The sequence below is a fragment of the Mesorhizobium sp. M0761 genome (assembly GCF_040320205.1).
In the GTDB taxonomy this organism is placed as follows: domain Bacteria; phylum Pseudomonadota; class Alphaproteobacteria; order Rhizobiales; family Rhizobiaceae; genus Mesorhizobium.
Window position 1 is genome coordinate 154,403 of sequence record NZ_JAMYPF010000002.1, and the last position, 26,033, is coordinate 180,435.

The 26,033-nt window shown below is 62.8% G+C and carries 23 protein-coding genes and 1 tRNA gene; 7 read left to right on the forward strand and 17 right to left on the reverse strand.

Annotated features, from left to right (window positions below):
* Window positions 1-209 precede the first annotated feature (209 nt).
* Together msrB and NKI32_RS03625 are read left to right on the forward strand one after the other, a co-directional pair.
* Window positions 210-704: a peptide-methionine (R)-S-oxide reductase MsrB gene (msrB, locus tag NKI32_RS03620; protein ID WP_023696027.1), complete on the forward strand. Its 495-nt coding sequence runs from the start codon at window positions 210-212 to the stop codon at window positions 702-704.
* Window positions 705-858: 154 nt separating this feature from the next.
* Complete coding sequence (locus NKI32_RS03625; protein WP_352838820.1) at window positions 859-2,406, forward strand: FAD-dependent monooxygenase; 1,548 nt, start codon at window positions 859-861, stop codon at window positions 2,404-2,406.
* A 117-nt stretch (window positions 2,407-2,523) separates the two neighbouring features.
* Here NKI32_RS03625 and NKI32_RS03630 read toward each other — a convergent pair whose 3' ends face one another.
* Window positions 2,524-4,119, reverse strand: a complete 1,596-nt coding sequence (locus NKI32_RS03630) for a DHA2 family efflux MFS transporter permease subunit (RefSeq protein WP_023744900.1) — start codon at window positions 4,117-4,119, stop codon at window positions 2,524-2,526.
* Between the two features lie 21 nt (window positions 4,120-4,140).
* The gene (locus NKI32_RS03635; protein ID WP_023710412.1) at window positions 4,141-5,322 is read right to left on the reverse strand and encodes an HlyD family secretion protein; all 1,182 of its coding nucleotides are present in this window, start codon (window positions 5,320-5,322) and stop codon (window positions 4,141-4,143) included.
* 146 nt (window positions 5,323-5,468) lie between these two features.
* On the opposite strand from NKI32_RS03635, the gene NKI32_RS03640 reads away from it, so the two are divergent.
* Complete coding sequence (locus NKI32_RS03640; protein ID WP_023710413.1) at window positions 5,469-6,212, forward strand: TetR/AcrR family transcriptional regulator; 744 nt, start codon at window positions 5,469-5,471, stop codon at window positions 6,210-6,212.
* A 66-nt stretch (window positions 6,213-6,278) separates the two neighbouring features.
* On the opposite strand, the gene yihA is transcribed toward NKI32_RS03640, so the two are convergent.
* The 6 genes from yihA to rpmH form a co-directional block, all read right to left on the reverse strand.
* Window positions 6,279-6,938 (reverse strand): ribosome biogenesis GTP-binding protein YihA/YsxC, encoded by a 660-nt coding sequence (gene yihA / locus NKI32_RS03645; protein ID WP_023696022.1) that lies wholly within the window; start codon window positions 6,936-6,938, stop codon window positions 6,279-6,281.
* Window positions 6,935-7,573, reverse strand: a complete 639-nt coding sequence (locus tag NKI32_RS03650) for a CatB-related O-acetyltransferase (RefSeq protein WP_353001864.1) — start codon at window positions 7,571-7,573, stop codon at window positions 6,935-6,937. Before NKI32_RS03650 ends, yihA begins: the two co-directional genes overlap by 4 nt.
* 318 nt (window positions 7,574-7,891) lie before the next feature.
* A complete protein-coding gene (locus NKI32_RS03655) occupies window positions 7,892-8,458 on the reverse strand; it encodes a fasciclin domain-containing protein (protein ID WP_023673244.1) in 567 nt (188 codons plus the stop codon).
* 345 nt (window positions 8,459-8,803) lie between these two features.
* Complete coding sequence (gene yidC, locus NKI32_RS03660) at window positions 8,804-10,618, reverse strand: membrane protein insertase YidC (RefSeq protein ID WP_023739770.1); 1,815 nt, start codon at window positions 10,616-10,618, stop codon at window positions 8,804-8,806.
* Window positions 10,619-10,632: 14 nt separating this feature from the next.
* Window positions 10,633-10,986, reverse strand: coding sequence for a ribonuclease P protein component (gene rnpA / locus NKI32_RS03665; RefSeq protein ID WP_023672264.1), 354 nt, complete (start codon window positions 10,984-10,986; stop codon window positions 10,633-10,635).
* A 16-nt stretch (window positions 10,987-11,002) separates the two neighbouring features.
* On the reverse strand, window positions 11,003-11,137 hold the full coding sequence (rpmH, locus tag NKI32_RS03670; RefSeq protein ID WP_008833937.1) for a 50S ribosomal protein L34: 135 nt from the start codon (window positions 11,135-11,137) through the stop codon (window positions 11,003-11,005).
* 365 nt (window positions 11,138-11,502) lie between these two features.
* Here rpmH and NKI32_RS03675 point away from each other — a divergent pair, with 365 nt between their 5' ends.
* The 3 genes from NKI32_RS03675 (at window position 11,503) to NKI32_RS03685 (ending at window position 15,186) form a co-directional block, all read left to right on the forward strand.
* Window positions 11,503-13,035 carry an ATP-binding protein gene (locus NKI32_RS03675; RefSeq protein ID WP_023672265.1) on the forward strand — a complete coding sequence of 511 codons (1,533 nt, stop codon included), beginning with the start codon at window positions 11,503-11,505 and terminating at the stop codon, window positions 13,033-13,035.
* 195 nt (window positions 13,036-13,230) lie between these two features.
* A tRNA-Arg gene (locus NKI32_RS03680) sits at window positions 13,231-13,307 on the forward strand.
* A gap of 97 nt (window positions 13,308-13,404) precedes the next feature.
* Window positions 13,405-15,186, forward strand: a complete 1,782-nt coding sequence (locus NKI32_RS03685; protein WP_353001866.1) for a tyrosine-type recombinase/integrase — start codon at window positions 13,405-13,407, stop codon at window positions 15,184-15,186.
* Between the two features lie 145 nt (window positions 15,187-15,331).
* Here the strand turns inward: NKI32_RS03685 and NKI32_RS03690 are convergent, their stop codons facing one another.
* Genes NKI32_RS03690 through NKI32_RS03725 form a run of 8 tightly spaced genes read right to left on the reverse strand, consistent with a single transcriptional unit; the run spans window position 15,332 to window position 24,085 of the window.
* Window positions 15,332-16,408: an ABC transporter ATP-binding protein gene (locus NKI32_RS03690; RefSeq protein ID WP_023825142.1), complete on the reverse strand. Its 1,077-nt coding sequence runs from the start codon at window positions 16,406-16,408 to the stop codon at window positions 15,332-15,334.
* Window positions 16,405-17,205 carry an ABC transporter permease gene (locus tag NKI32_RS03695; protein ID WP_023825143.1) on the reverse strand — a complete coding sequence of 267 codons (801 nt, stop codon included), beginning with the start codon at window positions 17,203-17,205 and terminating at the stop codon, window positions 16,405-16,407. Before NKI32_RS03695 ends, NKI32_RS03690 begins: the two co-directional genes overlap by 4 nt.
* Window position 17,206: 1 nt before the next feature.
* The gene (locus tag NKI32_RS03700; RefSeq protein WP_023835070.1) at window positions 17,207-18,067 is read right to left on the reverse strand and encodes an ABC transporter permease; all 861 of its coding nucleotides are present in this window, start codon (window positions 18,065-18,067) and stop codon (window positions 17,207-17,209) included.
* Between the two features lie 59 nt (window positions 18,068-18,126).
* Window positions 18,127-19,131 (reverse strand): ABC transporter substrate-binding protein, encoded by a 1,005-nt coding sequence (locus NKI32_RS03705; protein ID WP_023816752.1) that lies wholly within the window; start codon window positions 19,129-19,131, stop codon window positions 18,127-18,129.
* A 60-nt stretch (window positions 19,132-19,191) separates the two neighbouring features.
* Window positions 19,192-20,661, reverse strand: coding sequence for an aldehyde dehydrogenase (locus NKI32_RS03710; RefSeq protein WP_353001869.1), 1,470 nt, complete (start codon window positions 20,659-20,661; stop codon window positions 19,192-19,194).
* A gap of 10 nt (window positions 20,662-20,671) precedes the next feature.
* Window positions 20,672-21,709: an LLM class flavin-dependent oxidoreductase gene (locus tag NKI32_RS03715; RefSeq protein ID WP_353001871.1), complete on the reverse strand. Its 1,038-nt coding sequence runs from the start codon at window positions 21,707-21,709 to the stop codon at window positions 20,672-20,674.
* Complete coding sequence (locus NKI32_RS03720) at window positions 21,706-23,505, reverse strand: alpha/beta fold hydrolase (RefSeq protein ID WP_023697482.1); 1,800 nt, start codon at window positions 23,503-23,505, stop codon at window positions 21,706-21,708. Before NKI32_RS03720 ends, NKI32_RS03715 begins: the two co-directional genes overlap by 4 nt.
* Window positions 23,498-24,085: an amino acid synthesis family protein gene (locus NKI32_RS03725; protein WP_353001874.1), complete on the reverse strand. Its 588-nt coding sequence runs from the start codon at window positions 24,083-24,085 to the stop codon at window positions 23,498-23,500. The genes NKI32_RS03720 and NKI32_RS03725 overlap by 8 nt, the downstream gene beginning before the upstream one ends.
* Before the next feature lie 124 nt (window positions 24,086-24,209).
* On the opposite strand from NKI32_RS03725, the gene NKI32_RS03730 reads away from it, so the two are divergent.
* Window positions 24,210-24,881: a GntR family transcriptional regulator gene (locus tag NKI32_RS03730; RefSeq protein ID WP_353001876.1), complete on the forward strand. Its 672-nt coding sequence runs from the start codon at window positions 24,210-24,212 to the stop codon at window positions 24,879-24,881.
* Between the two features lie 533 nt (window positions 24,882-25,414).
* Here the strand turns inward: NKI32_RS03730 and NKI32_RS03735 are convergent.
* Window positions 25,415-25,972, reverse strand: coding sequence for a carboxymuconolactone decarboxylase family protein (locus NKI32_RS03735; protein WP_353001878.1), 558 nt, complete (start codon window positions 25,970-25,972; stop codon window positions 25,415-25,417).
* Window positions 25,973-26,033 lie beyond the last annotated feature (61 nt).

Sequence of the window (26,033 nt, forward strand, 5' to 3'; positions counted from 1 at the left end):
GCCCCTGCCGCCGACGAACAGGCGGTAAGCTCCTGCAGATTGCGCGGCCCCGCCCCCGTGGGCCGAGCAAACGACCGAGCGCTCCATCCCGTCCGCAATAAGCGCGGAGCCGGTATGGAGCGTTCGTTTGCAGAGGCCCACCGTCGCCGGCTTTTGATTTTGCAGTGCCGGCCAGATCTGGCATAACAACCCGCAGGAGGATTTCTGTCATGAACCGTCGCGACTTGCTTTTGAGTGGCGTCGCCTTTGCGACCGTTGCCGGCGCGGCGGCAACGTTGCGCTTGGGCGGGCCCGCCAAAGCCGCCGAAACCTTCGAGGTCACCAAGACCGACGCCGAATGGCACGCCATCCTGTCTGACGAAGCCTTCAACGTGCTGCGCAAGGAGGGCACCGAATATCCCGGCACCAGCCCGCTGCTCAACGAGCACCGCAAGGGCATTTTCGCCTGCGCCGGCTGCGACCTGCCGGTCTATTCCTCGGAGACCAAGTTCGAATCCGGCACCGGCTGGCCGAGCTTCTGGCAGGAGATTGCCAACGCCGTCGGCAAGACCGAGGACCGTTCGCTCGGCATGACGCGTACCGAGGTCCACTGCCGCCGCTGTGGCGGCCATCTCGGCCATGTCTTCGACGATGGCCCGGCGCCGACCGGCCTGCGCCATTGCATCAACGGCGTGGCGCTCAGCTTCAAGCCGGCCACTGCCTGACCGTTCGGCGTCTTTTAGCGGGATTGGGGATTTGGCGCCGGTGTGACGACCGCCTCCTATCTCTTGAAATGGGGCGAAAACAGTCAACTTCAAGAATTGGCAGACGGCTTTTTATGCGTAGATTCCGCAGCCCTTAACGAGAGGGCCAGAACCTATGCAACGAACTGAAGCACGGGCTCGCGACGGCGAGCCCAAATCGACCGCCAAATCGACCGACGGTGTTGATGCGGACCGGCCGCGAATATCCCATTCCGTGGTGATCGCCGGCGGCGGCCCGACCGGGTTGATGCTGGCCGGCGAGCTTTCCCTGGCCGGCATCGATGTCGCCATCGTCGAGCGGCGCGAGAACCAGGACCTCGCCGGCGCGCGCTCGGGCGGCCTGCATTCGCGCACCATCGAGATCTTCGACCAGCGCGGCATTGCCGATCGGTTCCTGTCGCAAGGCCAGACCGCCCAGGTCGCGGGTTTCGCCGGCGTTTCGCTTGATATCAGCGACTTCCCCACCCGCCACAATTACGGGCTGGCGCTGTGGCAAAAGCACATCGAGCGCATCCTTGCCTGCTGGGTCGATGAACTTGGCGTCACGGTCTACCGTGGCCGCGAGGTGACAGGCTTCGTGCAGGATGCAGGCGGCGTCGATGTCGCGCTGACAGATGGCGGGTCGCTTCGTGCCGATTATCTTGTCGGCTGCGACGGCGGCAGAAGCCTCGTGCGCAAGGCGGGGGGCATAGAGTTCCCCGGTTCCGAGCCGACAACCAGCAATTTGATCGCCGAGATCGAGGTAACAGAAGAGCCGCAATGGGGTATCCACCGCGATGCCATCGGAATTCACGGCCTCAGCAGACTGGAAGACGGTACGGTGCGGGTGCTGGTGACCGAACGCGAGGTCGGGGCCGGCGGCGTGCCCACATTGCATGAGCTCAGCGAGGCGCTCATTGCCGTCTACGGCACCGATTACGGCGTCCACAATCCAACATCGCTGGCCCGCTTCACCGACATGACCCGGCAGGCAGCCTCATACCGCAAGGGGCGGGTGCTGCTGGCAGGCGACGCCGCGCACGTGCATCCACCGGACGGTGGACAGGGGCTGCAGACCGGCGTGCAGGACGCGGTCAATCTGGGCTGGAAGCTCGCCCAGGTGGTCAGGAAAACTGCGCCCGAAAGCCTGCTCGACAGCTACCAGGCAGAGCGCCACCCGATTGCCGCGCGTGTGATGAAAAACACCATGGCGTCGGTCGTGCTCCGTCGCGAAGACGAGCGCACCAAGGCGCTGCGCGATACAGTGTCGGAACTTCTCGGCATGGAAGAGCCGCGCAAGCGTTTTGCCGGCATGTTGTCCGGCCTGGACATCCACTACGATCTTGGCGAGGGGCATCCGCTGCTGGGGCGTCGCATGCCGGATCTCGACCTCGTCACCGCTGCCGGTCCGCTGCCGGTTTTCGCCCTGCTGCATGACGCTCGGCCGCTGCTGCTTAATCTTGGTGAGCCCGGCGCTTTTGGTATCGGCCAGTGGGTGGAGCGGATTCAGCTGGTCGACGCCAGCTACGATGGCGCATGGGAGCTTCCGGTGCTGGGGGCAGTCGAAGCCCCACGCGCAGTGCTGGTCCGGCCTGACGGTTATGTGGCCTGGGTCGGCGGCCCTGAAGCAGCCGGGCTAACCGACTCGCTGACCAAATGGTTTGGGCCGCCTGCCGCAGCATAGCGCGCCGGGTGTTCGACCAAGGAGCTTGACAACGATCGATGCTTAAGCGTGACCCCGGAAATCGGGGGTGATTTCCGGGGTCACACATGAGCGCGCCAGGCGGGGGGTCCGGCGCGCTCAATGGCCTCCGCCGCCGCTGCCCGCGGGCGGCGCCGGCTTGGCGATGACCAGGGTGAAGACCGCCATGGTCGCGAACAGCACGGTCAGCATGGTGAACACATCCATGAACGACAGCAGCGACGCCTGCTGCTGGACCATGCCCGACAGTTTGGAGATCGCCGCCTTGGTGGCGTCGAGGCCGGGAGTCTGCTGGAAGTCGAGCGTCATGTTCTGCAGCTTGGTCTGCGCCGCCGCACTGCCCCATTCCACATGCTCGGCCAGCCTGGCGTAGTGGAAGGCGCTGCGATCGATCAGCACGGTGTTGATGACGGCAAGGCCGACCGCACCGCCGAGGTTGCGGGTCAGGTTGAACAGGCCCGACGCGTTCTTCAGCCGGTCCGGCGGCAAGGTGCCGAGCGCAATGTTGTTGATCGGCACCATGCACAGCATCATCGAGCTGCCGCGCAGGATCTGCGGGATCAGCAATTCCCAGAAATCCCAGTCGGCGGTCAGATGCGTCATCCACCATGTGCCGGCAGCGAAGCCGAACAGCCCGATCATCATCATGATGCGCAAATCCATCTTGCTCGACAGGATGCCGGAAATCGGCGCAGTGACGAACATCGCCAGGCCGCTGACGAACAAGGCTTCGCCGATCATCATGGAATCGTAGCCGCGGATGCGCCCGAGGAACACCGGGTAGAGATAGGTCAGACCGTACAGGCCGATGCCGATGACGAAGGAGAACAGCGAACCGAAGGCGAAATTGACGTTGGTGAAGGCCCTGAGATCGACGATCGGCTCCTCGGCGGTGAAGGCACGCCAGAAGAACAGCGCCGCACCGACAACCATGATGATGGCGCAGATGAACACGGCCTGTTCCTGCAGCCAGTCATGGTTCGGACCTTCCTCGAGCACATATTCCATGCAGCCGAGAAACGCCGCCATGCCGGCAAGGCCCCACCAGTCGAACTTGCTGAACAGGCCGAGATTGGGCTTGTCGAAATCGATCAGGGTCCAGGTCGTGACCGTCACCAGAATGCCTGGAATGACATTGATGAGGAACAGCCAGTGCCACGACATGGCATGGCTGATATAGCCGCCGACGGTCGGGCCGATGGTCGGCGCCAGCGTCGCCACCAGGCCGATCATCGGCGACACCATGGCGCGGCGCGACGGCGGGAAGATGGTGAAGGCGGCGGCGAAAACGCTCGGGATCATGCCGCCGCCGATAAAGCCCTGGATGGCTCGGTAGACGATCATCTGGTCGATGTTGGTGGCGGTCGCGGCCAGCGCGCTGGCCGCCGTGAAGCCGGCCGCGGCGCCTGCAAACAGCACGCGCGTCGACAGCATCCGGCTGAGGAAGCCCGACAGCGGGATCATCACCACTTCGGCGATCAGATAGGCGGTCTGCACCCATGGGATTTCGTCGGAACTGGCGCTGAGGCCGGCCTGGATCTCGGCCAGCGAGGCTGAGACGATCTGGATGTCGAGGATCGCCATGAACATGCCGAACACCATCGCCAGGAAGGCGATGAGGCGGCGCGTCGAGATGGTCGTCGGCACCGCTGGCATGGCCGGCGCCGCTCCTGCTGTTATGGTTGCGGTTGCCATGGCGTTGCTCCCGGCTTTCGCTCAGTTCGCCGCGGCCGGAGCCGTGCGGCTGTCGACGGCGACAACGACGCTCAGGCCGGCGCGCAGCCTGCCTGCCTTCAGCACATCGGCCGGGACGTCGATGCGAACCGGGATGCGCTGCACCACCTTGGTGAAGTTGCCGGTGGCATTTTCCGGCGGCAGGAGCGAGAACACGGCACCCGAAGCCGGCGCCAGCGACGACACCGTGCCTTCGAAATCATGGCCGTCCGTGGCGTCGACCGAGACCCGAACCTTCTCGCCGGGCACCAGCTTGGCCAGCTGCGTCTCCTTGAAGTTGGCAACGATGTAGAGCTTGTCCAGCGGCACCACGACGGCGAGCTTCTGGCCGGGGCTGACGAGGTCGCCCTGCTCGACCGAGCGGTTGCCGACGACGCCGTCATAAGGCGCCTTGAGCACGGTGAAGGACAGATCGCGCGCGGCCTTGTCGCGGTTCAGCCGCAGCGAAGCCAGCGTGCTGGCCGATTCGGCGCGCTGCGCTTCGAACACGCCGATATTGGCCTGTGCGGCTGCAATCTGCGCGTCGGCGCCGACAAGGGCCGCATTGGCCTGGTCGAGAGCGGTCTGGGCATCGTCCAGTTGCGCCTGCGTGCCGACATGCGTCTTGACCAGTTGCGCGGCGCGCTGCTGGGCGCGAGCGGCGTTGTCGGCTGCCGCCTGGTCGGCGACCTTGTGCGCCTGCGCCTGTTGCAGCGAAGCTTGCGCCGCCTTGGTCTGCGCGTCGATACGGTCGAGCGTCTTGGCCAGCGTGGCGATCTGCGCCTCCGCCTGGGCAACGGCTATTCTGTAGTCGCCGTCGTCGATCGTCAGCAGCGGATCGCCGGCCTTGACCTGCTGGTTCTCCGAGACCTTGACTTGATCGACATAGCCGGAAATCTTCGGCGAGACGAACGACATGTCGGCCTGGACATAGGCATCGTCGGTCGAAATCAGGAACCGGCCGTCGGTCCAGTAATTATAGCCATACCAGGCGCCGGCACTGAGCAGAGCGAGGCCGATGATCGGCAGCATCAACGAGCGAGCCGACCGCTTCTTCTTGGCCGGCACCTCGGCCAAAACTTCGGCGGCAGGCTTGATGGGCGCTTCCGGCGCTTCGATAACCGGCGAGACCTTGGCGTTGGGAAAGGGGCGGACTTCGGCGGTGGTTGGCGTGTTCGAGGACATGATATCTCGCTACCGTAGCTACATAAGGAAAATGTGTTATACTGAACCGTTCGGTTCGATGCGAACGTTGACATAGCGCTAAGGCGGGCCCATATCAAGAGCAATCGAACCGCTCGGTTCGAATTATTTCGCGAGGTGTGACTTTAATGGCCGACACGTTACCCGACGTCGAAAATGATCGGTGCGATGTGCTGGATAGTGCGCGTCGCGGCCGCCCGGCGGCGGGCCAGGATCCGGTCAAGCGCAGCCAGATCATTGAGGGCGCGCGGCGCGTGTTCATCGACAAGGGCTTCGAAGCGGCGTCGATGAACGACATTACCCGCGAGGCCGGCGTCTCCAAGGGCACGATCTATGTCTACTTCGCCAACAAGGAAGAGCTGTTCGAGGCGCTGATCGAGGAAGAGCGCGGCACCATCTTCAAGAACATGTACGACATGCTCGACCGCGCCGACGATCTGCGCCAGACGCTGGTGAAATTCGGCAAGGTGCTGTCGATGAAGATCACCTCGGCCAAGGTCATCCAGGCGCAACGCACCGTGATCGGCGCCTCCGACAGGATACCGGACATGGGCGCGCGGTTTTACGAACGTGGCCCCAAACGCGGCCACGACAAGGTGGTCAAGTTCCTCAATGCAGCCATCGAACGCGGCCTGCTCAAGATCGATGATGTCGATCTTGCCGCCTATCAATTCACCGAACTGTGCCTCGCCGGCCTGTTTCGCCAGTGCATCTTCGCCTACCGCACCAAGGCGCCGAGCCAGGATGAAATCGACCACATCGTGCGGTCGGGCGTCAGCCTGTTCCTGAAGTCCTACGGCACCGAAAAGCTTGCCGAGGAAGAAAGCCATCAGATGATCGCGCTCGAGGCGAAGTCCAAGGCAAAGGCCTAGTTAGCCAAAGGTCTTTTTTCGCAACTCCGGACGGAAAACCGCTTCACACTTTTCCCGGAGTTGCTTTTAACCGCCATTGGCCGCCAGCACGATCGCCGCGCGCAGTTCGTCCAGACCCTCGCCCTTTTCCGACGACGTGGCGAGCACGAACGGAAACGCCGCCGGTCGCTTCTTGATCTTCAGTAATGTCTCTTCGATCAGCCGCGGCACGCCGGCGGCCTTGATCTTGTCGGTCTTGGTCAGCACGATCTGGTAGGACACCGCCGCCTTGTCGAGCAGTGACAGCACCTCGTCGTCCTTGGCTTTGATGCCATGCCGGGAATCGATCAGCACATAGACTCGCTTCAGCGTCACGCGGCCCTTGAGATAGTCGAAGACCAGCTTGGTCCAATCGTCCACCTTTTCCTTCGGCGCGCTGGCATAGCCGTAGCCCGGCATGTCGACCAGCGCCATTGGCGGCAGGTCGGTGCCTTCGCCGGAAAACCCGCCCGGCACGAAATAGTTGAGCTCCTGCGTGCGCCCCGGCGTGTTGGAGGTGCGCGCCAGCCCGTTATGGCCGACGAGCGCATTGATCAGCGACGACTTGCCGACATTGGAGCGGCCGGCAAAGGCGATCTCAGGCGGCCCCTCCGGCGGCAGGAACTTCATCGCCGGCACGCCGCGGATGAAGATCCACCCCTTGGTGAACAGGTCGGTGCCGATGACGGTGTTGCCCAGCGCGTTCAAATTGCTGCCTCCAGCCTGGAAATATCGGCGCCCCGGATGGCGTTGAGGTTGCGGCCGATCTTGTCCACCGGCCAATTCCACCACGCCACAGCCAGCAACCGCCGCACCGTCCTGTCGTCGAAACGCATCTTCACCACCTTTGCTGCATTGCCGGCGACGATCGCATAGGCCGACACGTCATGCGTCACCACCGATTTCGCCGCCACGATGGCGCCATTGCCGACCGACACGCCGGGCATGATCACCGCATCCATGCCGATCCATACATCATTGCCGACCACCGTGTCGCCGCGCAGTTCCTGTGACCACGTCTTCGGGTCGAAGCCTTGCTCCCAGCCATGACCGAAAATGTTGAACGGATAGGTGGAAAAGCCGGACATGGCATGGTTGGCGCCGTTCATGATGAAGCGCGCGCCCTCCGCGATGGCGCAGAACTTGCCGATGATCAGCTTGTCGCCGATGAAGGGATAATGATGCAGCACGCATCGCTCGGCGAATTTGTCCGGTCCGTCAGGATCGTCATAGTAGGTGAACTCGCCGATCTCGATATTCGGCGCGGTGACCAGGGGCTTGAGGAAGCCGACGCGGGTGTGCATCGGGATCGGGTGTTTGATGTCTGGGTTGGGTCCGTCCATGGCGAGATCCGTCGAGAGTGGCGCAAATTAAAGCCGCCATTCTAGATGGCGTGATCCGCCCTATAGCACCAATCGCCCGATGAGCGAGCCCTGCTGGGCTTCGATGTTCACTTGGTGCCGCGGCAGATCACGATCAGGTCGACCGCAGCGCAGTCGCCTAAGGCGCCCTGAAACGAAAAACGGGGCCCTGCGAAGGACAAGCAGGACCCCGGTGGTGTCGAAGACGGCTTCAAAAGAATGGCACCTCGCCGTGAGGTGGGGAAGGCAGACCGAGAAAGCCCGTCGCAGCCCGCCGTCATTCGCCGTTGCCTAAAACCGTTACTTCGGCAACAGCACCTTGTTGACGACGTGGATGACGCCGTTCGACTGGTTGACGTCGGCGACCGTTACCTTGGCGGCGCCGCCGGATTCGTCGACGATATAAAGCGCGCCTTTTTTTACCTCGGCGATCAGCGTGTCGCCGCTGACGGTCTTCATTTCATACTTGCCACCCATCGCCTTGGCCTTGGTCATCATATCCTTGGCGGAGATCTTGCCGGCCACGACATGGGCGGTCAGGATCTTGGTCAGCTTGTCCTTATTTTCGGGCTTCACCAGCGTGGCGACGGTGCCGGCCGGCAGTTTCTTAAAGGCGGAATCGGTCGGCGCAAACACCGTGAAGGGTCCCGCGCTTTCCAGCGTGTCGACCAGGCCGGCGGCCTTGACGGCGGCAACCAGCGTCTTGTGGATCGGCGAGTTGAGGGCGTTCTCGACGATGTTCTTCGAGGTCAGCATCGCAGCGCCGCCAACGGCGGGATTGGCGAGCGTATAGGCCGTCGTAGCTGCGAGGCCCGATAGAGCCAGGCCGGCGGAAAAGCAGAATGCCTTGAGGATGGACTTTGCCATTGGAGAACCCTTCTGGTGCGACAATTGTTGATTCGATTGTCGGGAAGAGTTACGCGGCGATTGCGGGAAAGTTTCGGTGCAGAGTAAAAAACGATAATGATAACAAATACTTAAAGGCGAATGCCCATTCCACGCGCCGCATCCCCGCGATGGACATGACGGGGTCACGGATCAAAAACAGCGGTCTTCGGATTAGAGCTGATCGGTGTTGATCGGCCTTGGCGGTACAAGCAGCAGCCACGCCGGTTGCACGCCGCAAGTTTCGCGCCTCACGGGAACGTGATGCGCGCCTCGTCCAAAAAAACCCCGGACGAGCCGGGGCTTTGATTGCCGGAATAGCGCCTTCTATTCAGCCGGCGAGGGTTTCTTTCGGAACAATGCCGTCAGATTGTCCCACAATTCGATCTTGGCGCCCTGGCGCTTCATGATCACGCCCTGCTGCAGGATCGACAGCGTGTTGTTCCAGGCCCAGTAGATGACGAGGCCGGCCGGGAAGCTGCCCATCATGAAGGTGAAGATCACCGGCATCCAGGTGAAGATCTGCGCCTGCGTCGGATCCGGCGGCGTCGGGTTCATGCGCATCTGCAGGAACATGGTGATGCCCATGACCACCGCCCAGGCGCCCATATGCGGCAGGAATGCCGGTGGCGCGAAGGGCAGCAGGCCGAACAGGTTGAAGACCGAGGTCGGATCGGGCGCGGCCAAATCCTGGATCCAGCCGAAGAACGGCGCGTGCCGCATCTCGATGGTGATGTAGAGCACCTTGTAGAGCGAGAAGAACACCGGGATCTGCAGCGCCACCGGCCAGCAGCCGGCGAGCGGATTGATCTTCTCGGTCTTGTACAGCTCCATCATCGCCTGTTGCTGCTTCATCTTGTCGTCCGCGTATTTCTCGCGGATCTCGAGCATCTTGGGCTGCACCTTCTTCATGTTCGCCATCGACGCATAGGATTTGTTGGCGAGCGGGAAGAAGAGGGTTTTGACGACGACCGTGGTGGCAAGGATGGCCAGGCCGAAATTGCCGAAGAATTTGTACAGCGTGTCGATCAGGTAGAACATCGGCTTGGTGATCCAGATGAACCACCCCCAATCGATCAGCCGGTCGAACAGCCTGATCTGCCGGTCCTGGGCGTAGGCGTTGATCTTGTTGACTTCCTTGGCGCCGGCGAAGATCTCGGTCTCCACCGTCGCCGACTGGCCGGCGGCAATGGTGATCGGGTCGGTGAGGAAGTCCGACTGGTAGCGCGGGCGGCCATTGTCGTAATAGGCATAGTGCGGCTGGAAGGGCTGCTTCTCGGTCGGCACCAGGGTGACCGCCCAGTATTTGTCGGTGATGCCAAGCCAGCCATCGGTCGATTTGCTCGGCGTATACAGCTTGTTCTTCTCGATGTCGGCGTATTTGTGCTCCTGCAGGCCTTCCGTGCCGGTGACGCCGATCAGGCCTTCATGCAGCACATAGGAGCTGGCAATGGCTGGCTTGTCGAAACGGATGACGCGGCCGTAATTGGACAGCGTGACCGGGGCCGAGCCTGAATTCTGCACCGCATCGGAAACGGTGAACATGTAGTCGCCGTCGACGGAGATCGTGCGCTTGAAGGTCAGGCCCTTGTCGTTGGTGAAGGTCAGCGTCACTGGCGTCGCCGGCGTCAGAGTCGCATTGCCGTCGACGCTCCAGACCGTTTCCGGGCCCGGCACCGTGCCGGTCGTGTCGCTGCCGACAAAGCCGATCTCGGCATAATAGCCGGTGGGCAGCGCCTGCGGATTGAGCAGCTGGATCTGCGGCGATGTCTTGTCGACCGTCTCGGTATAGTGCTTGAGCTTTAGGTCGTCGAGACGCGCGCCGGCCAGGTTGATCGAGCCCGACAGGCTCGGCGTGTCGATGTTGACGCGGGCCGTCTTGGCCACTTCCTGCGCGCGGCCTTCCGGCGTCGTGACATAGGTGCCGGGCGCGTTTGGAATGGCGCCGGGCGCTGCGGGCGCCGGCGTGCCGCCGGGGTTGGCGGCCTCGGCCGCCTTCTTCTGCTCCGCCGCCCGCTGCTCTTCGATGCGGGCCGCCTCGCGCTGCTGTTCGCTGCGCGGCAGCACATAGAAATATTGCCACAGCCCGAGGATCAGCACCGACAAGACGATGGTGATGTAGAAGTTCCGGTTGTTTTCCATCGAAAGCCCTTGGCCTATCGTGTTCCGCTGAGACGGCGGGAGAGTTCGGCCTTCAACTGGCCGAACGGAATGGTGAGCACGTCTTCACGCCCGACGATGACATAGTCATTGCCGGGCGCCATGTCACTTGCGGCATGGGTGCGCACGGCTTCTTTCAGCCGCCGCCTGACGCGGTTGCGGACAACCGCATTGCCCACCTTCTTGGTGACGGTGAAGCCGACGCGCGGCGGCAGGCCGTCATTGCGGTCGAGAACTTCGACGAGAAAAAGCCGCCCGCGCCGCTTTTCACCGCGGCGGACGGCCAGGAATTCCGCACGTTTCAGAAGCCGCTTGGGGTTTGGTCCCACTGGCTTGCCGGTTGCGGGCAACGATCTCGTCTTCCGTTCAGGCGCTGAGCCGCTTGCGGCCGCGGTTGCGGCGAGCTGCGACGACGCCGCGACCACCCTTGGTGGCCATGCGAGCACGGAAACCGTGCCGGCGTTTGCGGACGAGTTTGGACGGTTGGTAGGTACGCTTCATTTGTTTTAATACCGCGGGGTGCGGCCCTTCTTGATTCTGTCACTGTGTAACAGGAGCTTTGCCGGGCCGGCATTGGCGCGATCGAAACCGCGCCGGGACGAATGGCCCGAGCGTGAGCGGCTTATAGAAAGAAGGGTTTTGGGAGTCAATCCGGCGCGAACGTCAGTTCGTCGCGGCGCGAATACCAGTTCGTCGCGGCGCGAATACCAGTTCGTCGCAGTGCGAACTGCCAGTTCGTCACGACGCGACACCCCGTTCGAGGCTATTTTTATTGCTGGTACCATCGTCCAACGAAGGATGAAATTGGCAAAAAAGCCGCAATCGCCTAATCTCAACGGATCAAGCGTTTGTGAAGACAGGCCTTAATGAGCGAAGTTGCATCAGCGGATGAAGGGAGCGGCCCGGCGACAGCCGATGCCAGCCCGGCGACCGTTCGCCCGGTTGCGAGCCGTTCGGTGCCCAATCGTTCAGTGCCCTTGGCGCGCGGCCTGTCGACCAAGCTGCTCTTGCTCACCATTGTCTTCGTGCTCCTGGCCGAAGTCCTCATTTTCCTGCCCTGGATCGCCAGCTACCGCCTGGCCTGGCTGAAGGAGCGGCTAAGCACCGCTGCCGCGGTGTCGATCGTGCTGGTGCAGGGCGAGCCCAATTCGCTCTCCCGCGCCGCCCAGAACGACGTGCTGATGGCAATCGGCGCCAAGGCGATCGCGGTGCGCGACGGCGGCGTATCGCGCCTGCTGGTGGTGGCCGAGATGCCGCCGCAGGTCGACGAGCACATCGACATCGCCAATGTCGGCATGATCAAGGGCATGACCGGGGCGCTGGATACGCTGTTCTTCGGCGGCAAGCGCATGCTGCGGGTGTTCGGCCCGGTCGGCGACAGCGACAAGGAATTCGAGCTGATCATGCCCGACTATTCCCTCCGCAACGCCATGCTGCGCTATTCGCGCAACGTCGCCTTCGTCTCGCTGCTGATCTCGCTGTTCACCGCAATGCTGGTCTATGCCGCGATCGACCTGATCATGATCGGCCCGATCCGCACCATGACGCGCTCGATGCTGTCCTTCTCCGAGGCGCCCGACGATCCAGGGCGCATCATCCACCCGGCCGCCCGTGCCGACGAGATCGGCGTTGCCGAGCGCGAACTGTCGCAGATGCAGGAACGGCTGCAAAAGATGCTGTCGGAGCAGAAGCATCTTGCCGATCTTGGCCTCGCCGTCTCCAAGATCAACCATGACATGCGCAACATCCTGGCCTCGGCGCAGCTGATGTCGGACCGCCTGCGCCTGGTCAAGGACCCGACGGTGCAGGCCTTCGCGCCAAAGCTGTTGCGCGCGCTCGACCGCGCCGTCTCCTATTCCGAAGGTGTGCTCCACTATGGTCGCACGCAGGAGCCGGCGCCCTCACGCCGCCGCTTGCGGCTGCGCCAGCTGGTCGACGACGTCCACGGCCTGCTCGACATCGAGGACGGCATCGAATTCGTCAATGCCGTCGAGCTCGCCTTCGAGGTCGATGCCGATTCCGACCAGCTGTTTCGCGTGCTCACCAATCTGTGCCGAAACGCGGTGCAGGCGATGGCGGCCGACGCCGAGAGCGCGCTGGTGCGCCGGCTCGCCGTATCGGCCGAGCGCATAGGCAGCGTAAGCCGCATCATTGTCACCGACACCGGTCCCGGCCTGCCGGCGAAGGCGCGAGAAAACCTGTTCGCGGCGTTTCGAGGCTCGGCCCGCAGCGGCGGCACCGGCCTTGGCCTGGCCATCGCGCACGAGCTGATCCGCGCCCATGGCGGCACGGTGGAACTGGTCGAATCGATCGGCGGCCGCACCACCTTCGCCGTCACCATCCCCGACCAGCCGGTCCGCCTCGACCAGGCCCGCAACGGCCTGCGCCGCCCTGCCTGAGCTGTATTGATATTCAGCCGAAGCCGGACTGAGCTGAATCTCAGCACCCCTTTGATCGGCACCGTCGAAAGCAGCTGCGACAAAACTTTTGCCGGATTGGCTTGCTTTTCGGAAATTCAGTCGCTAGGGAACACGTCTTGTCGCGGCCGGTCGTCAGGATCGGTTAGCGGGGCTATGTAAAGCATGGCCTGTTGCGCGCCCGTAGCTCAGCTGGATAGAGCACCAGACTACGAATCTGGGGGTCAGGAGTTCGAATCTCTTCGGGCGCGCCACTCTTCAAGTAAGTGCTTGATATCACTTAAAGCGTTGATTTTACTGCTATCTGATCCGCACGCGTGCTACTTTCGCGTGCTACATTCGGGGTGTAAAATGGCGCGCATGAAATACATCCAACGTCGCGCGAACCGGTTTGAATTCCGGTTCGCTCTGCCTGACGACATAGCCGGTCGGCCATTCCCGATGCCTTGGCCGGAAGCTGTCGAATGGTGCGTGAACCGCAGGTCTGGCCGATTTAAGAACGAGCTGGTCAAATCGTTGCGAACCAACGATCAGCGAACAGCCGAACGAGCCGCCCTTCCTTTGATCGAAGAAGCTCACCGTCTCGTCGATCTTGCTAGGAAATCAATTACTGACGGGCCGCCGGCAGAGATCGCGCCAGCCACGATCGATGCGCTTGCAGCCGCTCACACCGCGAGGCTGATGAGAAACGACGAGGCATTGCGCAGGAAGGGTCTTGGGCTCGATCTCGACACCGGTGCCTTTTCGCCGGATGGAGCCGGCATGACTGACGGTGACATTGCGGCGTATCGGGCAATCGTAGCCTCGCTCGACAAGTTGTCGCGTGATGAAGTTGCTAAAATGCGCGGCAGTGAAGCGATCCACGGGATCATCAACAAGTCCGTCGAGGACGCCGGGATAGTACTCCACCCGGATGATCCCGCCTGGCGGCAGCTTGAGCTAGCGTTCATCAGGGCGCAGAGTAAGGCCGTGCAAGCTATTGCGGCGCGGCTAAACGGAGAGGAGATCGCAACCCCTGACCTCCCCACCACGAAAGCTCAGCCATTAACGACCGCTCTAGCGAACTGGTCGCAGTCGAACAGTCGGTCGGCTCGGAAGCCACGTCAGGAGTCGATCAACGAAGCGACGCGGGCCGTGCAGAGGTTCGTCGAGCTGCATGGTGACCTCGACGTCGGCAAGATCACCAAAACGCACACTCGTGAATTTCGCGACGCGCTCGCTCGCGTGCCGAAGCGACTGCCACACAAGCTGGCGAAGATGCGGTTGCCCGAATTGCTGAAGAATGATCTCAGCGCCTACGAGCCAAGGGACGCTCAGACCATCAACAAGAGCCTGAATCTTCTCGCCGGCGTTCTGACCAAGGCTGAGAAGGACGGACACTTCGATGCCGCTTCGGGGTGGTCCAATCCGTTCTATGTGACCTTCGATGTATCAACGATGGAAAAGGGCCATTACGAGCCATTCAGCGTCGACGAGTTGAACAAGCTATTTTCTTCACCGGTCTTCGTCGAACGGAAGCGTCAACTCGGCGGCAAGGGCGAAGCCGCTTTTTGGTTCCCGGTCATTGCACTTTACGCCGGCGCGCGGCGATCTGAGATTGCGCAGCTCAGGCTCGGTGACATTCGTACCGGTGGCGCCGGAATTGCTTTCATCGACTTCAATGACGACGGCGATGATCAGAACCTGAAGACTACGAGCTCGGCTCGGTCAGTGCCGATTCATCGCGACCTCATCGCCGCTGGTTTACTCGACTATGTCGCTGAGCGAGCGAAGAAGGCAAAGGCTGACGATCCACTTTGGGCCGAGTTCAGTTCGCCAATTGGACCAAAAGCAAAGTTGTGGTCGAAGTGGTTTGGCCGCTACTTGGGTGAGTACGCCGTCGACAGCCCGTCGAAAACATTTCACTCGTTCCGGCATACCTTCAAACGAGCTTGCCGCGAGGCCGGAATTTCCGAGGAAGTCCACCATGCGTTCACCGGCCATGCTGGTGGCGGTGTCGGCCGCAGCTATGGACGAATGCGCCGGAGCGATGGAGTTATGGATCGCGGCATCTCGCTGGAGCGGCTGAAAGCTGAGATCGATCGGGTTACCTATGATGGACTGGTGTTGCCACGCTGGAAAAGCCACTCGTGACGTATGTACCAATTGGCCACAGATGCCTCTTCTACAGAATGGCAGCAATGGGGCCGAAAGGGGACTGTCAGCTTCTAAGCACGAATTTTCACAAGCGGACTTTCATGCCGCAATGGAATCGACCTGACAGGGCGCAATCCAAGCCCTAGCCAGGGAACAGGAACGCCGAGGCAGGATCGAAGAAAATGCGTTGACCCGGTGCGATGGCGCTGTCCGCTTCCTCTGCATCGGAGGTCGGCCTGACGTCGATATCTTCTCCGGCCGCCGTGCGCGCCACGATGCGCCGGCGGTCGCCGAAGAAGGCGGTATCGACGATCTCGACGCCGAGTGCTGCGCTCGCTGGCCCGGGCGTCAGGCGGAAGGCTTCGGGGCGTACCATCAGGCGCACCTTTTGACCTTGACCAAAGGATGTTGTCGTCTTTACGCCGGTCACGATCGAGCCGTCGGCCAGGCGGACCGTCGACGCGCCACCTGCGGTTAGCAGATGCTCGGCCGGCAGGAAATTCGAGTTGCCGATGAAGCCGGCGACAAACTCGCTCGCCGGCCGGAGGTAAAGATCCTCACCGGTGCCGATCTGTTCGATACGGCCTTCCCTGAACAGAGCGATGCGATCCGAAAGATGCAGCGCCTCCTCCTGGTCATGCGTGACATAGAGGATCGTGACGCCTGTCTCGCGGTGGATGCGGCGGATCTCGGCCTGGATCTCCTGGCGCAACTTCTTGTCGAGTGCCGACAGCGGTTCGTCCATCAAGAGGATCGGTGGGTCGTAGGCCAGCGCGCGTGCAAGCGCCACGCGCTGCTGCTGGCCGCCAGACAGCGCGCCCGGATGGCGGTCGGCGAAGTTTTCGAGGCGCACCAGCGCCAGCATGTCGGCAACCTTGCGCTTGACCTCACCGTCGGGCCGGCGGCGCACGCGCAGCGGAAAGGCGACGTTCTCGGCGACGCTCAGATGCGGAAAAAGGGTGTAGCGCTGGAACACCATGCCGATGTTGCGCTTGTGCGACGGCACCGAAAGCAGCGACCTGTCCTCCAGGAGCACATCGCCCGAGCTCGGATCCTGGAAACCGGCGATGGCGTACAGCGTGGTCGACTTGCCGGAGCCCGACGGGCCGAGGAACGTCAGGAACTCGCCCTTGGGCACATCGATGGTGACGTCGTGGACGGCGACGAAGGCACCGAACGTCTTTCTTACTGCGCGTATGGACAGGAAGGGAGGGATCATCTGGACAATTTTCTGCGAAGAAGTGCGGTCACGATCATCAGGCACAAGGTCAAGCCGACAAGCAGGCTGGAGGCGGCGGCGACGACCGGGCTGAGGTCGGCGCGCAGGCTGCCCCAGATTTTCACCGGCAAGGTTTGCAAGCTCGGGCTCGCCATGAAGATCGCCACCACGACCTCGTCCCATGAGGCCAGGAAAGAGAAGATCGCCGCCGAGAAGATGCCGATCCTGATCGACGGCAAGGTGATCCTAAGCCTCGCCTGCAGCGGGCTGGCGCCGCAGACGATGGCCGCGTCCTCGATGGATTTGTCAAAACCCTCGAGCGCGGCCGTGATCGGAATGATGGCGAAAGGCAGCGCCAAGATGGTGTGGGCGATGACGAAGCCGACCGTGGTGCCGGCAAGGCCGATGCGCAGGAAGAAGGCGTAGATGGCGATGGCGAAAACGACCACCGGCAGCACCATCGGCGTCAACAGCAAGCCGCGCAGGACCTGGCGTCCGCGAAACTCACCCCTGACCAGGCTGAAGGAGGCGAACAGGCCGATGATGACGGCGAGGATAGCGGCCATGGCGGCAATTCGGGCACTGGTCAGCGCGGCATCGATCCAGGTCGGGTCGCCCAGTAATTGCTGATACCATTTCAGCGTCCAGCCGGGTGGCGGAAAGGCCAGCCAGCGCGACGAGCCGAATGACAGGAGCACGATGAAGACCACCGGCAGCAGCAGGAAAGCCGTGACGGCCGCCGTGAAGCCGCCAAGCACCATCCGCAGCCATCCGAGCCGTTCATAGTCGAGCAGCATGTCAGGTCCCTCCCCCGGCGCGCCTGGCCCCAACCAGGCGAAACTGGATCGCGTAGAGCGCCATGGTGACGGCAAGCAGGACAAAGGCGGCCGCACTGCCGAGCCCCCAGTTGAGCAGCGACTGCACCGTCTGGGCGATCATCTCGGCCAGCATCATGTTCGATGTGCCACCGAGCAGGGCCGGGGTGACGAAGTAGCCAAGCGACATGACGAAGACCATCAGGCCGCCAGCAGCGACGCCGGGAAGCGACAGCGGCAAGAGGATGCGGCGGAAGGCCTCGAACGCGCTTGCGCCGCAAAGGGCTGCCGCGCGCAGCGTCATCGGGTCTATCGACCTCAGTGTGCCGACCAGCGGCAGGATCATGAAGGGCAGCATGATGTAGACCATGCCGATGGTGACGCCGGCCAGATTGTTGATGAGCGGCAGCGGTTCGTGAATGATGCCCAGGCCCATCAGTGCCCGGTTAATGACACCGGTGCGCTGCAGCAGCACCATCCACGCATAGGTGCGGGTAAGAAGGTTCGTCCACATAGACAGGATGATGATGCCGAAGACGATCGAGCCCAGGGCGGGCGGCATGATCGCCAGCATCCAGGCGACGGGGAAAGCCACCAGGATGGTGACGGCGGTTACGACCGATGCAACCAGGAAGGTGTTGAGGAACACCCGCACATAGGTGCCGCTGCCGAACAGCGCCGCGTAGTTCTGTAAGCCCGGTTCGGGATCGGTGACGCTGCGCAGCAGCAGGGCGACCACCGGCACGATAAAGAACAGCCCGACCAGGAGCAGGGCCGGCAAGGCGCTGCCACTGCCGGTCGGCAGGCCGACGATCGAGCCGCGTCTAGGAGAATTTCCTTGCATCGAGCGGTCCTGTCTCGAAACGGGGCGCGCAAGCCGCGCCCCCTCGGTCTGCAACGGCGTTACTTGGTCTGCCAGGCATACCAGCGCGTCGCGATCTCGTCGCGATGCTCCGCCCAGTAGTTCATGTCCAGGTTGATCTGGCCCTCGACATGGGCATCTGGCAGGGCCTTGACGGAATCGGCCGGCATCTCCGCCTTGGCCTTGGTGTTGATGGGCGCATAGCCGCTTGCTTCGGCGAATTTCGCTTGGCCGGTCGGGCTGGTGGCGGCGGCAAGGAACTTCATCGCGCTGGCCTTGTTCTTGGTACCCTTCGGCACGACGAGCACGTCGGCGGCGGTGAGGTTCTGGTTCCAGGAGACGCCGACATCGGTGCCGTCCTGCTGAAGGGCGAAGACGCGCCCGTTCCACAATTGCCCGAAGGCGGCCTCGCCGGAGGCGATCAACTGCTGCGACTCGGCACCGCCGCCCCACCAGACGATGTCGGACTTGATGGTGTCGAGCTTCTTGAAGGCACGGTCGAGGTCGAGCGGATAGAGCTTGTCCGCCGGCACGCCGTCGGCCAGCAGAGCGATCTCGATCACGCCCGGCGCCGACCATTTGTAGAAGGTCCGCTTGCCGGGAAACTTCTTGGTGTCGAACATGTCGGCCCAGCCGGCCGGTTCGCTCGCGACCGCGCCCTTGTTCCAGGCGAGCACGAAGGAATAGTAGAAGCTGCCGACGGCATGCTCATTGCTGAAGCGCGGGTCGAGATCGGTCTTGGGCACGACCGCATAGTCGATCGGCTCGAGCAGTCCGTCCTTGGCGGCCTTGATGGCGAAATCCATCTCCACGTCGACGACATCCCAGGTGACGTTGCCGGCGTCGACCATGGCCTTGAGCTTGCCGTAGTCGGTCGGTCCATCCTGCAAAACCTTGATGCTGGAGCTGGCCTCGAAGGGGGCGGCCCAGGACTTGGTCTGCGCCTCCTGCGTGGTGCCGCCCCAGCTGGTGAACGCCATCTCATCGGCCTTGGCGGCTGTCGCCGCGAGCAGTCCGGCCAGCAGGCCGGTCAAAATCAATTTCATTGTCATTCTCCTCTGTTGGTCTGTTCTTGTTTTTCTCAGTGCACCTGCGTCCTGCGCAACTCAGCGCATGACGAAGGGATCGGGGATCGGCTCGTCCGAGGTGTTGATCCATACGGATTTCGAGCGCGTGTAGTCTCTGATGGCGTCGAGACCGCCTTCGCGGCCGAGGCCCGACAGGCCGTAGCCGCCGAACGGAACGAGCGGCGATACGGCGCGATAGGTGTTGACCCAGACAACGCCGGCATGGATGTCGCGCGCCATGCGATGCGCCTTGCTGAGATTGCTGGTGAACACGCCGGAAGCCAGGCCGAACGGAGTGTCATTGGCGAGTGCCAGCGCCTGCGCTTCGCTGTCGAAGGCAAGCACGCTGAGCACCGGTCCGAACAATTCCTCCCGCACGCAGGGCAGGTCGCTGCCGCCGGCATCGATGATGGTCGGTGCGTAGTAGAAGCCGCTGCCGACTGGCCGTGTTCCACCGGTGACCAGCATGCCGCCCGCGGTGAGGCTTTCCGCGACAACCTTCTCGATCCAGTCGCGCTGCCGCAGCGTGGCGAGCGGACCCATTTCGGTCGCCGGATCCTGCGGATCGCCGATGCGAATCGCCTCGGCCTTGCGCTTCAGGCGAGCGAGGAATTCATCCTTCACCGAACGTTCAACCAGCAGCCGCGAGCCGGCGACGCAGCTCTGGCCGGTCGCCGCGAAAATGCCGGCGACCACCGCATTGGCGGCACTGTCGAGGTCGGCGTCGGCAAAGACGACGACCGGGCTTTTGCCACCGAGTTCGAGCGTGGTGTAGGCAAGGTTTTCCGCCGTGTTCCTGACGACGGCGCGCGCCGTCGACGGACCGCCGGTGAAGGCGACGCGCGAAACCAGCGGATGGCTGGTCAGGCGCCGGCCGCAATCATGGCCAAAGCCGGTGAGGATGTTGACGACACCGGCTGGAAAGCCGGCCTCATGAACCAATTCGGCAAAGGCAAGCAGCGGCGCCGGCCCATCTTCGGAGGCCTTGAGCACGATGGTGCAGCCGGCGGCGAGCGCCGGGCCGAGCTTGACGGCCGAGAGGAAGAGCTGCGAATTCCACGGCACCACCGCGGCAACGACGCCGATCGGTTCGCTGCGTATGGTGACGTCGAGATCCGCCTTGTCAACAGGCACATGCGTGCCTTCATGCTTGTCGGCAAGCCCGCCATAATAGCGGTAGTAGTCGCCGACATAGGCGATCTGGGCGCGGGTTTCGCGGATGATCTTGCCGGTGTCGCGCGTCTCGAGTTCTGCAAGCCGCCCGACGTTGGCGGCGACGAGGTCGCCGAGCTTGACCAGCAGTTTTCCACGCGCTGTCGCAGTCATCCTTCGCCATAGGTCTGAGCGCAGTGCGCGGTGCGCCGCCCCGACGGCACGGTCGACATCGGCTTCGCTCGCCGCCGGCATCCTGGCCCAGGCCGTCCCGGTCGAGGGGTCGACACTGTCGAACGTGGCGGACGGCTCGTCGAAGCGGCCGTCGATGAAGTTCCTGAAAACAGCGTCGGTCATGGGCTCGCGATCAGAGGAAGGCCGGCATCACCCGGTCGATGAACAATTGCAGCGATTTCATCTTGCGCTGGTGCGAAAGGCCGCTGTCGATCCAGATCGAATACTGGTCGTAGCCGAGCGCCTCATAAGCCTTCAAACGGGCGATGACCTCATCAGCCTCGCCAATCACCAGGTTCTGCCTGATCTTGTCGGGCGCGTATTGCGGCATGGCCGCGATCTCATCCGCCGTCAGCGGCTCCAATATGCCTTGATGCACCGGCTTCTTGTTCTGGAACCAGGCGCCGAACTGGCAGTAGAAAGTCGACAGGTCCTGGGTGAGGCGATCGGCATCGGTCGCGTCTTCGGCGACGAAGGTGTGCATCAAAAGCATGATTTCCGGTCGTTCGATCTCGGGATGCGCGGTGCAGGCGCCGTTGAAGCGCTGCATCAGGCTGGTCACCTCGTGATCGCCGGAAGCCAGCGGCGTCACCTGGACCTTGCAGTCATTGGCGACGGCGAAATCATGCGAATTCGGGTCGCGGGCCGCCACCCAGATGGGCGGGTAGGGTTTCTGCAGCGGCTTGGGCGAGGAGGTGGTGGCCGGGAATTGCCAGAACTCGCCGGAGAGTTCGAAGTCGCCGTCCCATAGGCCGCGGATCGCCGGTATGATCTCGCGCATGCGCTGGCCGGCCCCCCAGGCGTCGAGGCCTGGAAAGATGCGCTGATATTCATAGCTGTAGGCGCCGCGCGCGATGCCGATGTCGAGCCGGCCGCCGCTGATTACGTCGGCCATCGCGGCTTCGCCGGCAAGCTTGATCGGGTGCCAGAAGGGCGCGATCACGGTTCCGGTACCGAGGCGGATGCGGCTGGTCTTGGCGGCGAGATAGGCGATGTTGATGAAGGGGTTCGGCGAGATGGTGAATTCCATGCCGTGATGCTCGCCGATCCAGGCGGTCTCGAACCCTGCCTGCTCGGCCAGCAGGACCAGTTCTTCTAGCTCGGTCACAAGCTCGGAATGCGGCTTGGCCAGGTCCGATCGTTCCATGTGCACGAAAAGCGAGAATTTCATCGCTGGTCACCTGTATTGACGGCGGAAGCGCCGGCGCTGGCGAGCGGCCGGACCTCGCCTTCGACATTGTTACCGACATAGACACCGAATGCATCCACCGAGCATTCCCTGACATAGCGCGCGAGCATCGAGCGGATCGCCGGATCGGCGATCTTCAATCCTTCGATCGCGTCGATCTCGATCAGCCGGATGCCGCGATCGCTGGAAGCGGGCACGTCGAACGTGCCGCGATAGTAGACATGCGTGCGTGAAACAGGTCCGGCATCGTCCCAGACGGCAAAAAGGAAGCCGAGCTGAGCCTCGATGGCTTTCGCCGCAAGCAGCCCTCGCAGGCTTTTGCCGTCGCTGGCCGAGCCCAATCCCCGGCCACGCGGCAGTTCAAAACCGTCCGCGGTTTCCACGAACAGGATCCGGCCGCCATTTTCGAGGATGGCGCCAACATCGGTGCCGGGTTGGGTTGCGGCGAGCGCGTCCTGGCTGAGGCCGGGTGCGACATAGGCGCCGCGGCAATAGCCGAGCGGCTGCGAGGAATTGTGCTCGAAATCGCGGACGCGCCCAATGAGGATCGAATGATCGCCGGCCTCGACCAGTCGCTCCATGTCACAGTCGAAGGACGCGACGGAGCCGTCCAGCACAGGGCTGCCGGTCCGTCCCGGCCGCCAGGCAACGGCGGCGAACTTGTCGGCCACTTTCGAGGCGAAGATGCCGGACGCTGCCTTTTGACCCTCGTTGAGAACGTTGATGGCGAAGCTCTTCGATGTCGCGAAGACGGGATGGCCAAGCGCCTTGTGTGCGATGCAGACCAGCACCAGCGGCGGATCGAGCGACACCGAGGTGAAGGAGTTGGCGGTGAAGCCGCGCGGCTCGCCTTCGGGGCCGATCGTGGTGACGATGGTGACGCCGGTGAGGAAGGAGCCAAGCGCACGGCGGAATTCGCCGCTGTCGAACCCGGTATTTGCTTCCGCAGGGCCGTCTTGTTCGGTCGCTTCGTCCTCTGTGAGGAAGTCAACGATGCAGCGCGTGGTGAGGTCCGGTGCCGCGACCGCCATCATGTGCTTCTCACCTGGCAGTACCGTGCAGCGGCCATGCGGCGCCAGGCGTGCCATCGCGGCTGACATTGCCGGTGAAGAGTTCCTGTCCTCGGAGCCGGTCATGAACAGGGCCGGCACGGCCAGCGTCGGCAGGCGATCAGCATGATCGCCGTCGGCACGACTGAACAGGAGATAGGTGCGGGCATAGCCTTCCGGGTCGACCGCGCTCAGTGCGGATGCCGTCTTCTGCGCTGCCGCTTCCAACTCGGCCGGCACCGGATCGCCGAACCAGCGGGCGATAGTCCGTGCCGTGCCGGCCGTATCGCTGCGGCCGTTGAGCGCGACCGCGCGCTGGCGAACGGCTTCGGCCAGTTCAGGTGGACGCCGGAACACGGCATTCAGGGAAACGATGCGGCGGACGCGCTCCGGTGCGCGCAGCGCGAGTTCCTGAGCAACGAGTGCACCCATCGAGTGGCCGACGACGGATACCTTGTCGAGGCCGAGATGGTCGAGGAGGCGAATGGCTTGGTCGGCATAATCGGCCAGTTCCGGATCTTGAGGTGGCAGCGGCGACTGACCATGGCCGAGCATGTCGATGGCGATCGCGTCGAAGCGGCCAACCATGCGCTCGAGCTGCGGCTGCCAGATCGCAGCGTTCATGCCGACACCATGGATGAACAGCACTGGGGTACCGACACCGGCCCGGATGAAGCCGGTGCCGTCGGGCGCCGTGCCCTGTCGAGCCCATGCAGAAGCATCAGCCATGCACGTCCCCAAGCTCCTTGAGGTCCTGATAGCGGTCGCCGATGCGGTGATGCGGGCGACCGCCGATCGAAGCGCCAAGCGCGACCACCAGTTCGTCCGGCGCCGGCGCATCGCCGATCTGGAAATGAACGGTCAGGTAATGCGAGCGCCGTCCCTCGTCATTCTTGTCCATTAGCGGGATCATGATCGGCGTGTTTGGCCCGCCGCGCAGGTTGGTGAAGGCAAGGTAGGTCTTGGCGCCGACGGCACGGCGATAATGGTTGCCGAAATGGAGTGTGTGGATCAGCGCCGAGGCATGCTCGATCTCGCCCGACGTACCGCAGATGGCGGCCTTGCCATAGCCCTCGATAGCCTCGCCGGAACCGGCGACGGCAACGATCTCGCGGGTCAGGATCTCCCCCAGCACCGGCGCACAGGCTCGGATTTGGGGCGACAGATCGTCGGTGAAGCCGCGACCGGCCCAGGGATTGGTCAGCACCGCGGCGACGCCGATAAGGCGCAGCGGCCGGGGGGCGGCCTTGCCGCCTTCGATCAGCGTGTTCTCGGTATAAGTCACGATCTTACGAATGGCGGGCTGCATCGATTCCTCGGTAGGTAATGCTCGGGACGTCCGTTGTCATCTTATGGTATACCATGATATGGAGCGCCAAGTACCTTGTCAACCGGGCGTCGAATCTGTTTTGGTAGCGGCGCAGGAGGCATACATGCCAGACGACACGCTTCGCATCGACCGCAGCGCCAAGACCTTGAGGACCCTGGCGCTGGAGCGCATGCGCGAAGCGATCATGGATTTCCATTTCCAGCCTGGCGAAAGGCTCGTCGAACGGCCGCTTTGCCACCAGCTCGGCGTCAGCCGTTCCGTCGTGCGTGAGGTTCTGCGGCAGCTGGAGGCAGAGGGGCTCGTGCAGATGATCCCTGGGCATGGGCCGGCCGTCGCCAGGCCGGACCTCGGCCGTACCGACGAGATCTACGAGCTTCGGGCTCTGCTTGAAGGCATCGCGGCCCGAGCCTGTGCCCTGTCGGCCACCGGCGAGCAGTTGGCAAGGCTCGAAGGGGCGCTGGCGGATTTGTTCGATGCGTGGGCGTCGGCGACGCCGCCTGCGGTGATGCGGGCGACGACCAAATTCTACGAGGCGCTGTTCGAGGCCGCCGACAAGCGTGTCGCCTGGGAAATCGTCTCCGGGCTGAATGTCCGCATCAACCAGCTTCGTTCGATGACCATCGTCTCGACCAACCGGCGCGAAGCGGCGATCACCGAGATGAATGAGATCATGGATGCGATAAGGGCGCGCAAGCCCGATGAAGCGGAAGCGGCGGCACGGCGACATGTCGAATCGGCGTGGCAGATCGCTCGAGATAAACTTCGCCTGGTCTAGGTCCGCGTGAGCCTAGCCTATCCAACCCTTCGAAGCGCCTTGCAGAAAATGTCTGCTTCCCGGCAACGAAAATGCAACTTTACGACTGAGATGACCCGCAAAGCGGTCCGGCAGCTTCGGAGCCGTATCCGGACGGTCTGCTTCTAGGAAGCGCTCGTCGGTAAGCTGCCGTTCGAGTTCACGGTCATCGAGCGAAGTTTGCCTTGTCAACTGACGAATACGCTGCTTTGACGACCAAGTTTAGCGGGCGCTCTTACCGGCCGGCACCTTGACGGCTGGAACGGGCCGGAAGCGGAAGGTCGGCTTTTGGCCGCCGGAGAATGATAGCAGACGAAAGGGTCGGCAGACGAACGTCTGAAACCGACCATCAGCTGATTGATGAACGCCACCTGGCATAGCTGAGATTAGATCACGCAACATGGAAAGCTCGATGACGGCCGCGTGGCAAATTTTACTCGGTCCTGGCGTTACATGGTCTTTGCCTCCGCGCCCAATGCATCGAACGCGCCCGGCACGACCGCATACTGTCCGGATCAGCCCCTACCTGTCTGCCAGACATGCGGCTGAAATGGGGTCTCCAGCGGCGGTTGGGTGATGTTGGACGTGTAGTTGGTGATCGTAGACGCCGCAAGAACGGCGACCACCTCCAGCAACCGGCTCTCATCAAAGCCCGCATCGAGGAATTCGCGCTTATCCACCTCGCTGAGCCCACCGCGCCTCTCGATAAGCGTACGCGTGAGTTTCGCCAGAGCCGCATGCCTGGCGTCCACAGGTAGAGCGCCATCTCTGATGCTGGTGACAGATTCAGCGCCGACCCCCTCGGCAATCGCCAGATAGGAGTGAAAGGCCACAGCCCACTCTGCCTTGTTGGTGACTGCATTTGTCAAAAGCAGGATCTGGATCTCCGCTTCGCTGAAGCTCCCGCCATGTACCCGCGCGAAGAGGTCGGTCAAGCTACCGATAAGCACAGGCGAGGTTGCCATCGTGCCGGCGATATTTGGAATGAAGCCGAAGGCTGAATTCAGTGCCTCAAGTGCCGGCCTGGAAGCTCCGGGCGCCGTTTCGATGGAGTGAATGGGAAAGTTCGTCATGTGTCTGTCCTTGATGGCAATTGGCGCAGTTTGGCGCCGCAAATGAGGTAGAGACCTGAAT

What these genes read in the sequence shown, in the direction of transcription:
- msrB (WP_023696027.1), top strand. Translation starts at nt 210, where the DNA reads ATGAACCGTCGCGACTTGCTTTTGAGTGGCGTCGCCTTTGCGACCGTT.
- NKI32_RS03625 (WP_352838820.1), top strand. Translation starts at nt 859, where the DNA reads ATGCAACGAACTGAAGCACGGGCTCGCGACGGCGAGCCCAAATCGACC.
- NKI32_RS03630 (WP_023744900.1), bottom strand. Translation starts at nt 4,119, where the DNA reads ATGGCAACCGCAACCATAACAGCAGGAGCGGCGCCGGCCATGCCAGCG.
- NKI32_RS03635 (WP_023710412.1), bottom strand. Translation starts at nt 5,322, where the DNA reads ATGTCCTCGAACACGCCAACCACCGCCGAAGTCCGCCCCTTTCCCAAC.
- NKI32_RS03640 (WP_023710413.1), top strand. Translation starts at nt 5,469, where the DNA reads ATGGCCGACACGTTACCCGACGTCGAAAATGATCGGTGCGATGTGCTG.
- NKI32_RS03650 (WP_353001864.1), bottom strand. Translation starts at nt 7,573, where the DNA reads ATGGACGGACCCAACCCAGACATCAAACACCCGATCCCGATGCACACC.
- NKI32_RS03655 (WP_023673244.1), bottom strand. Translation starts at nt 8,458, where the DNA reads ATGGCAAAGTCCATCCTCAAGGCATTCTGCTTTTCCGCCGGCCTGGCT.
- yidC (WP_023739770.1), bottom strand. Translation starts at nt 10,618, where the DNA reads ATGGAAAACAACCGGAACTTCTACATCACCATCGTCTTGTCGGTGCTG.
- rpmH (WP_008833937.1), bottom strand. Translation starts at nt 11,137, where the DNA reads ATGAAGCGTACCTACCAACCGTCCAAACTCGTCCGCAAACGCCGGCAC.
- NKI32_RS03675 (WP_023672265.1), top strand. Translation starts at nt 11,503, where the DNA reads ATGAGCGAAGTTGCATCAGCGGATGAAGGGAGCGGCCCGGCGACAGCC.
- NKI32_RS03685 (WP_353001866.1), top strand. Translation starts at nt 13,405, where the DNA reads ATGGCGCGCATGAAATACATCCAACGTCGCGCGAACCGGTTTGAATTC.
- NKI32_RS03690 (WP_023825142.1), bottom strand. Translation starts at nt 16,408, where the DNA reads ATGATCCCTCCCTTCCTGTCCATACGCGCAGTAAGAAAGACGTTCGGT.
- NKI32_RS03695 (WP_023825143.1), bottom strand. Translation starts at nt 17,205, where the DNA reads ATGCTGCTCGACTATGAACGGCTCGGATGGCTGCGGATGGTGCTTGGC.
- NKI32_RS03700 (WP_023835070.1), bottom strand. Translation starts at nt 18,067, where the DNA reads ATGCAAGGAAATTCTCCTAGACGCGGCTCGATCGTCGGCCTGCCGACC.
- NKI32_RS03705 (WP_023816752.1), bottom strand. Translation starts at nt 19,131, where the DNA reads ATGAAATTGATTTTGACCGGCCTGCTGGCCGGACTGCTCGCGGCGACA.
- NKI32_RS03710 (WP_353001869.1), bottom strand. Translation starts at nt 20,661, where the DNA reads ATGACCGACGCTGTTTTCAGGAACTTCATCGACGGCCGCTTCGACGAG.
- NKI32_RS03715 (WP_353001871.1), bottom strand. Translation starts at nt 21,709, where the DNA reads ATGAAATTCTCGCTTTTCGTGCACATGGAACGATCGGACCTGGCCAAG.
- NKI32_RS03720 (WP_023697482.1), bottom strand. Translation starts at nt 23,505, where the DNA reads ATGGCTGATGCTTCTGCATGGGCTCGACAGGGCACGGCGCCCGACGGC.
- NKI32_RS03725 (WP_353001874.1), bottom strand. Translation starts at nt 24,085, where the DNA reads ATGCAGCCCGCCATTCGTAAGATCGTGACTTATACCGAGAACACGCTG.
- NKI32_RS03730 (WP_353001876.1), top strand. Translation starts at nt 24,210, where the DNA reads ATGCCAGACGACACGCTTCGCATCGACCGCAGCGCCAAGACCTTGAGG.
- NKI32_RS03735 (WP_353001878.1), bottom strand. Translation starts at nt 25,972, where the DNA reads ATGACGAACTTTCCCATTCACTCCATCGAAACGGCGCCCGGAGCTTCC.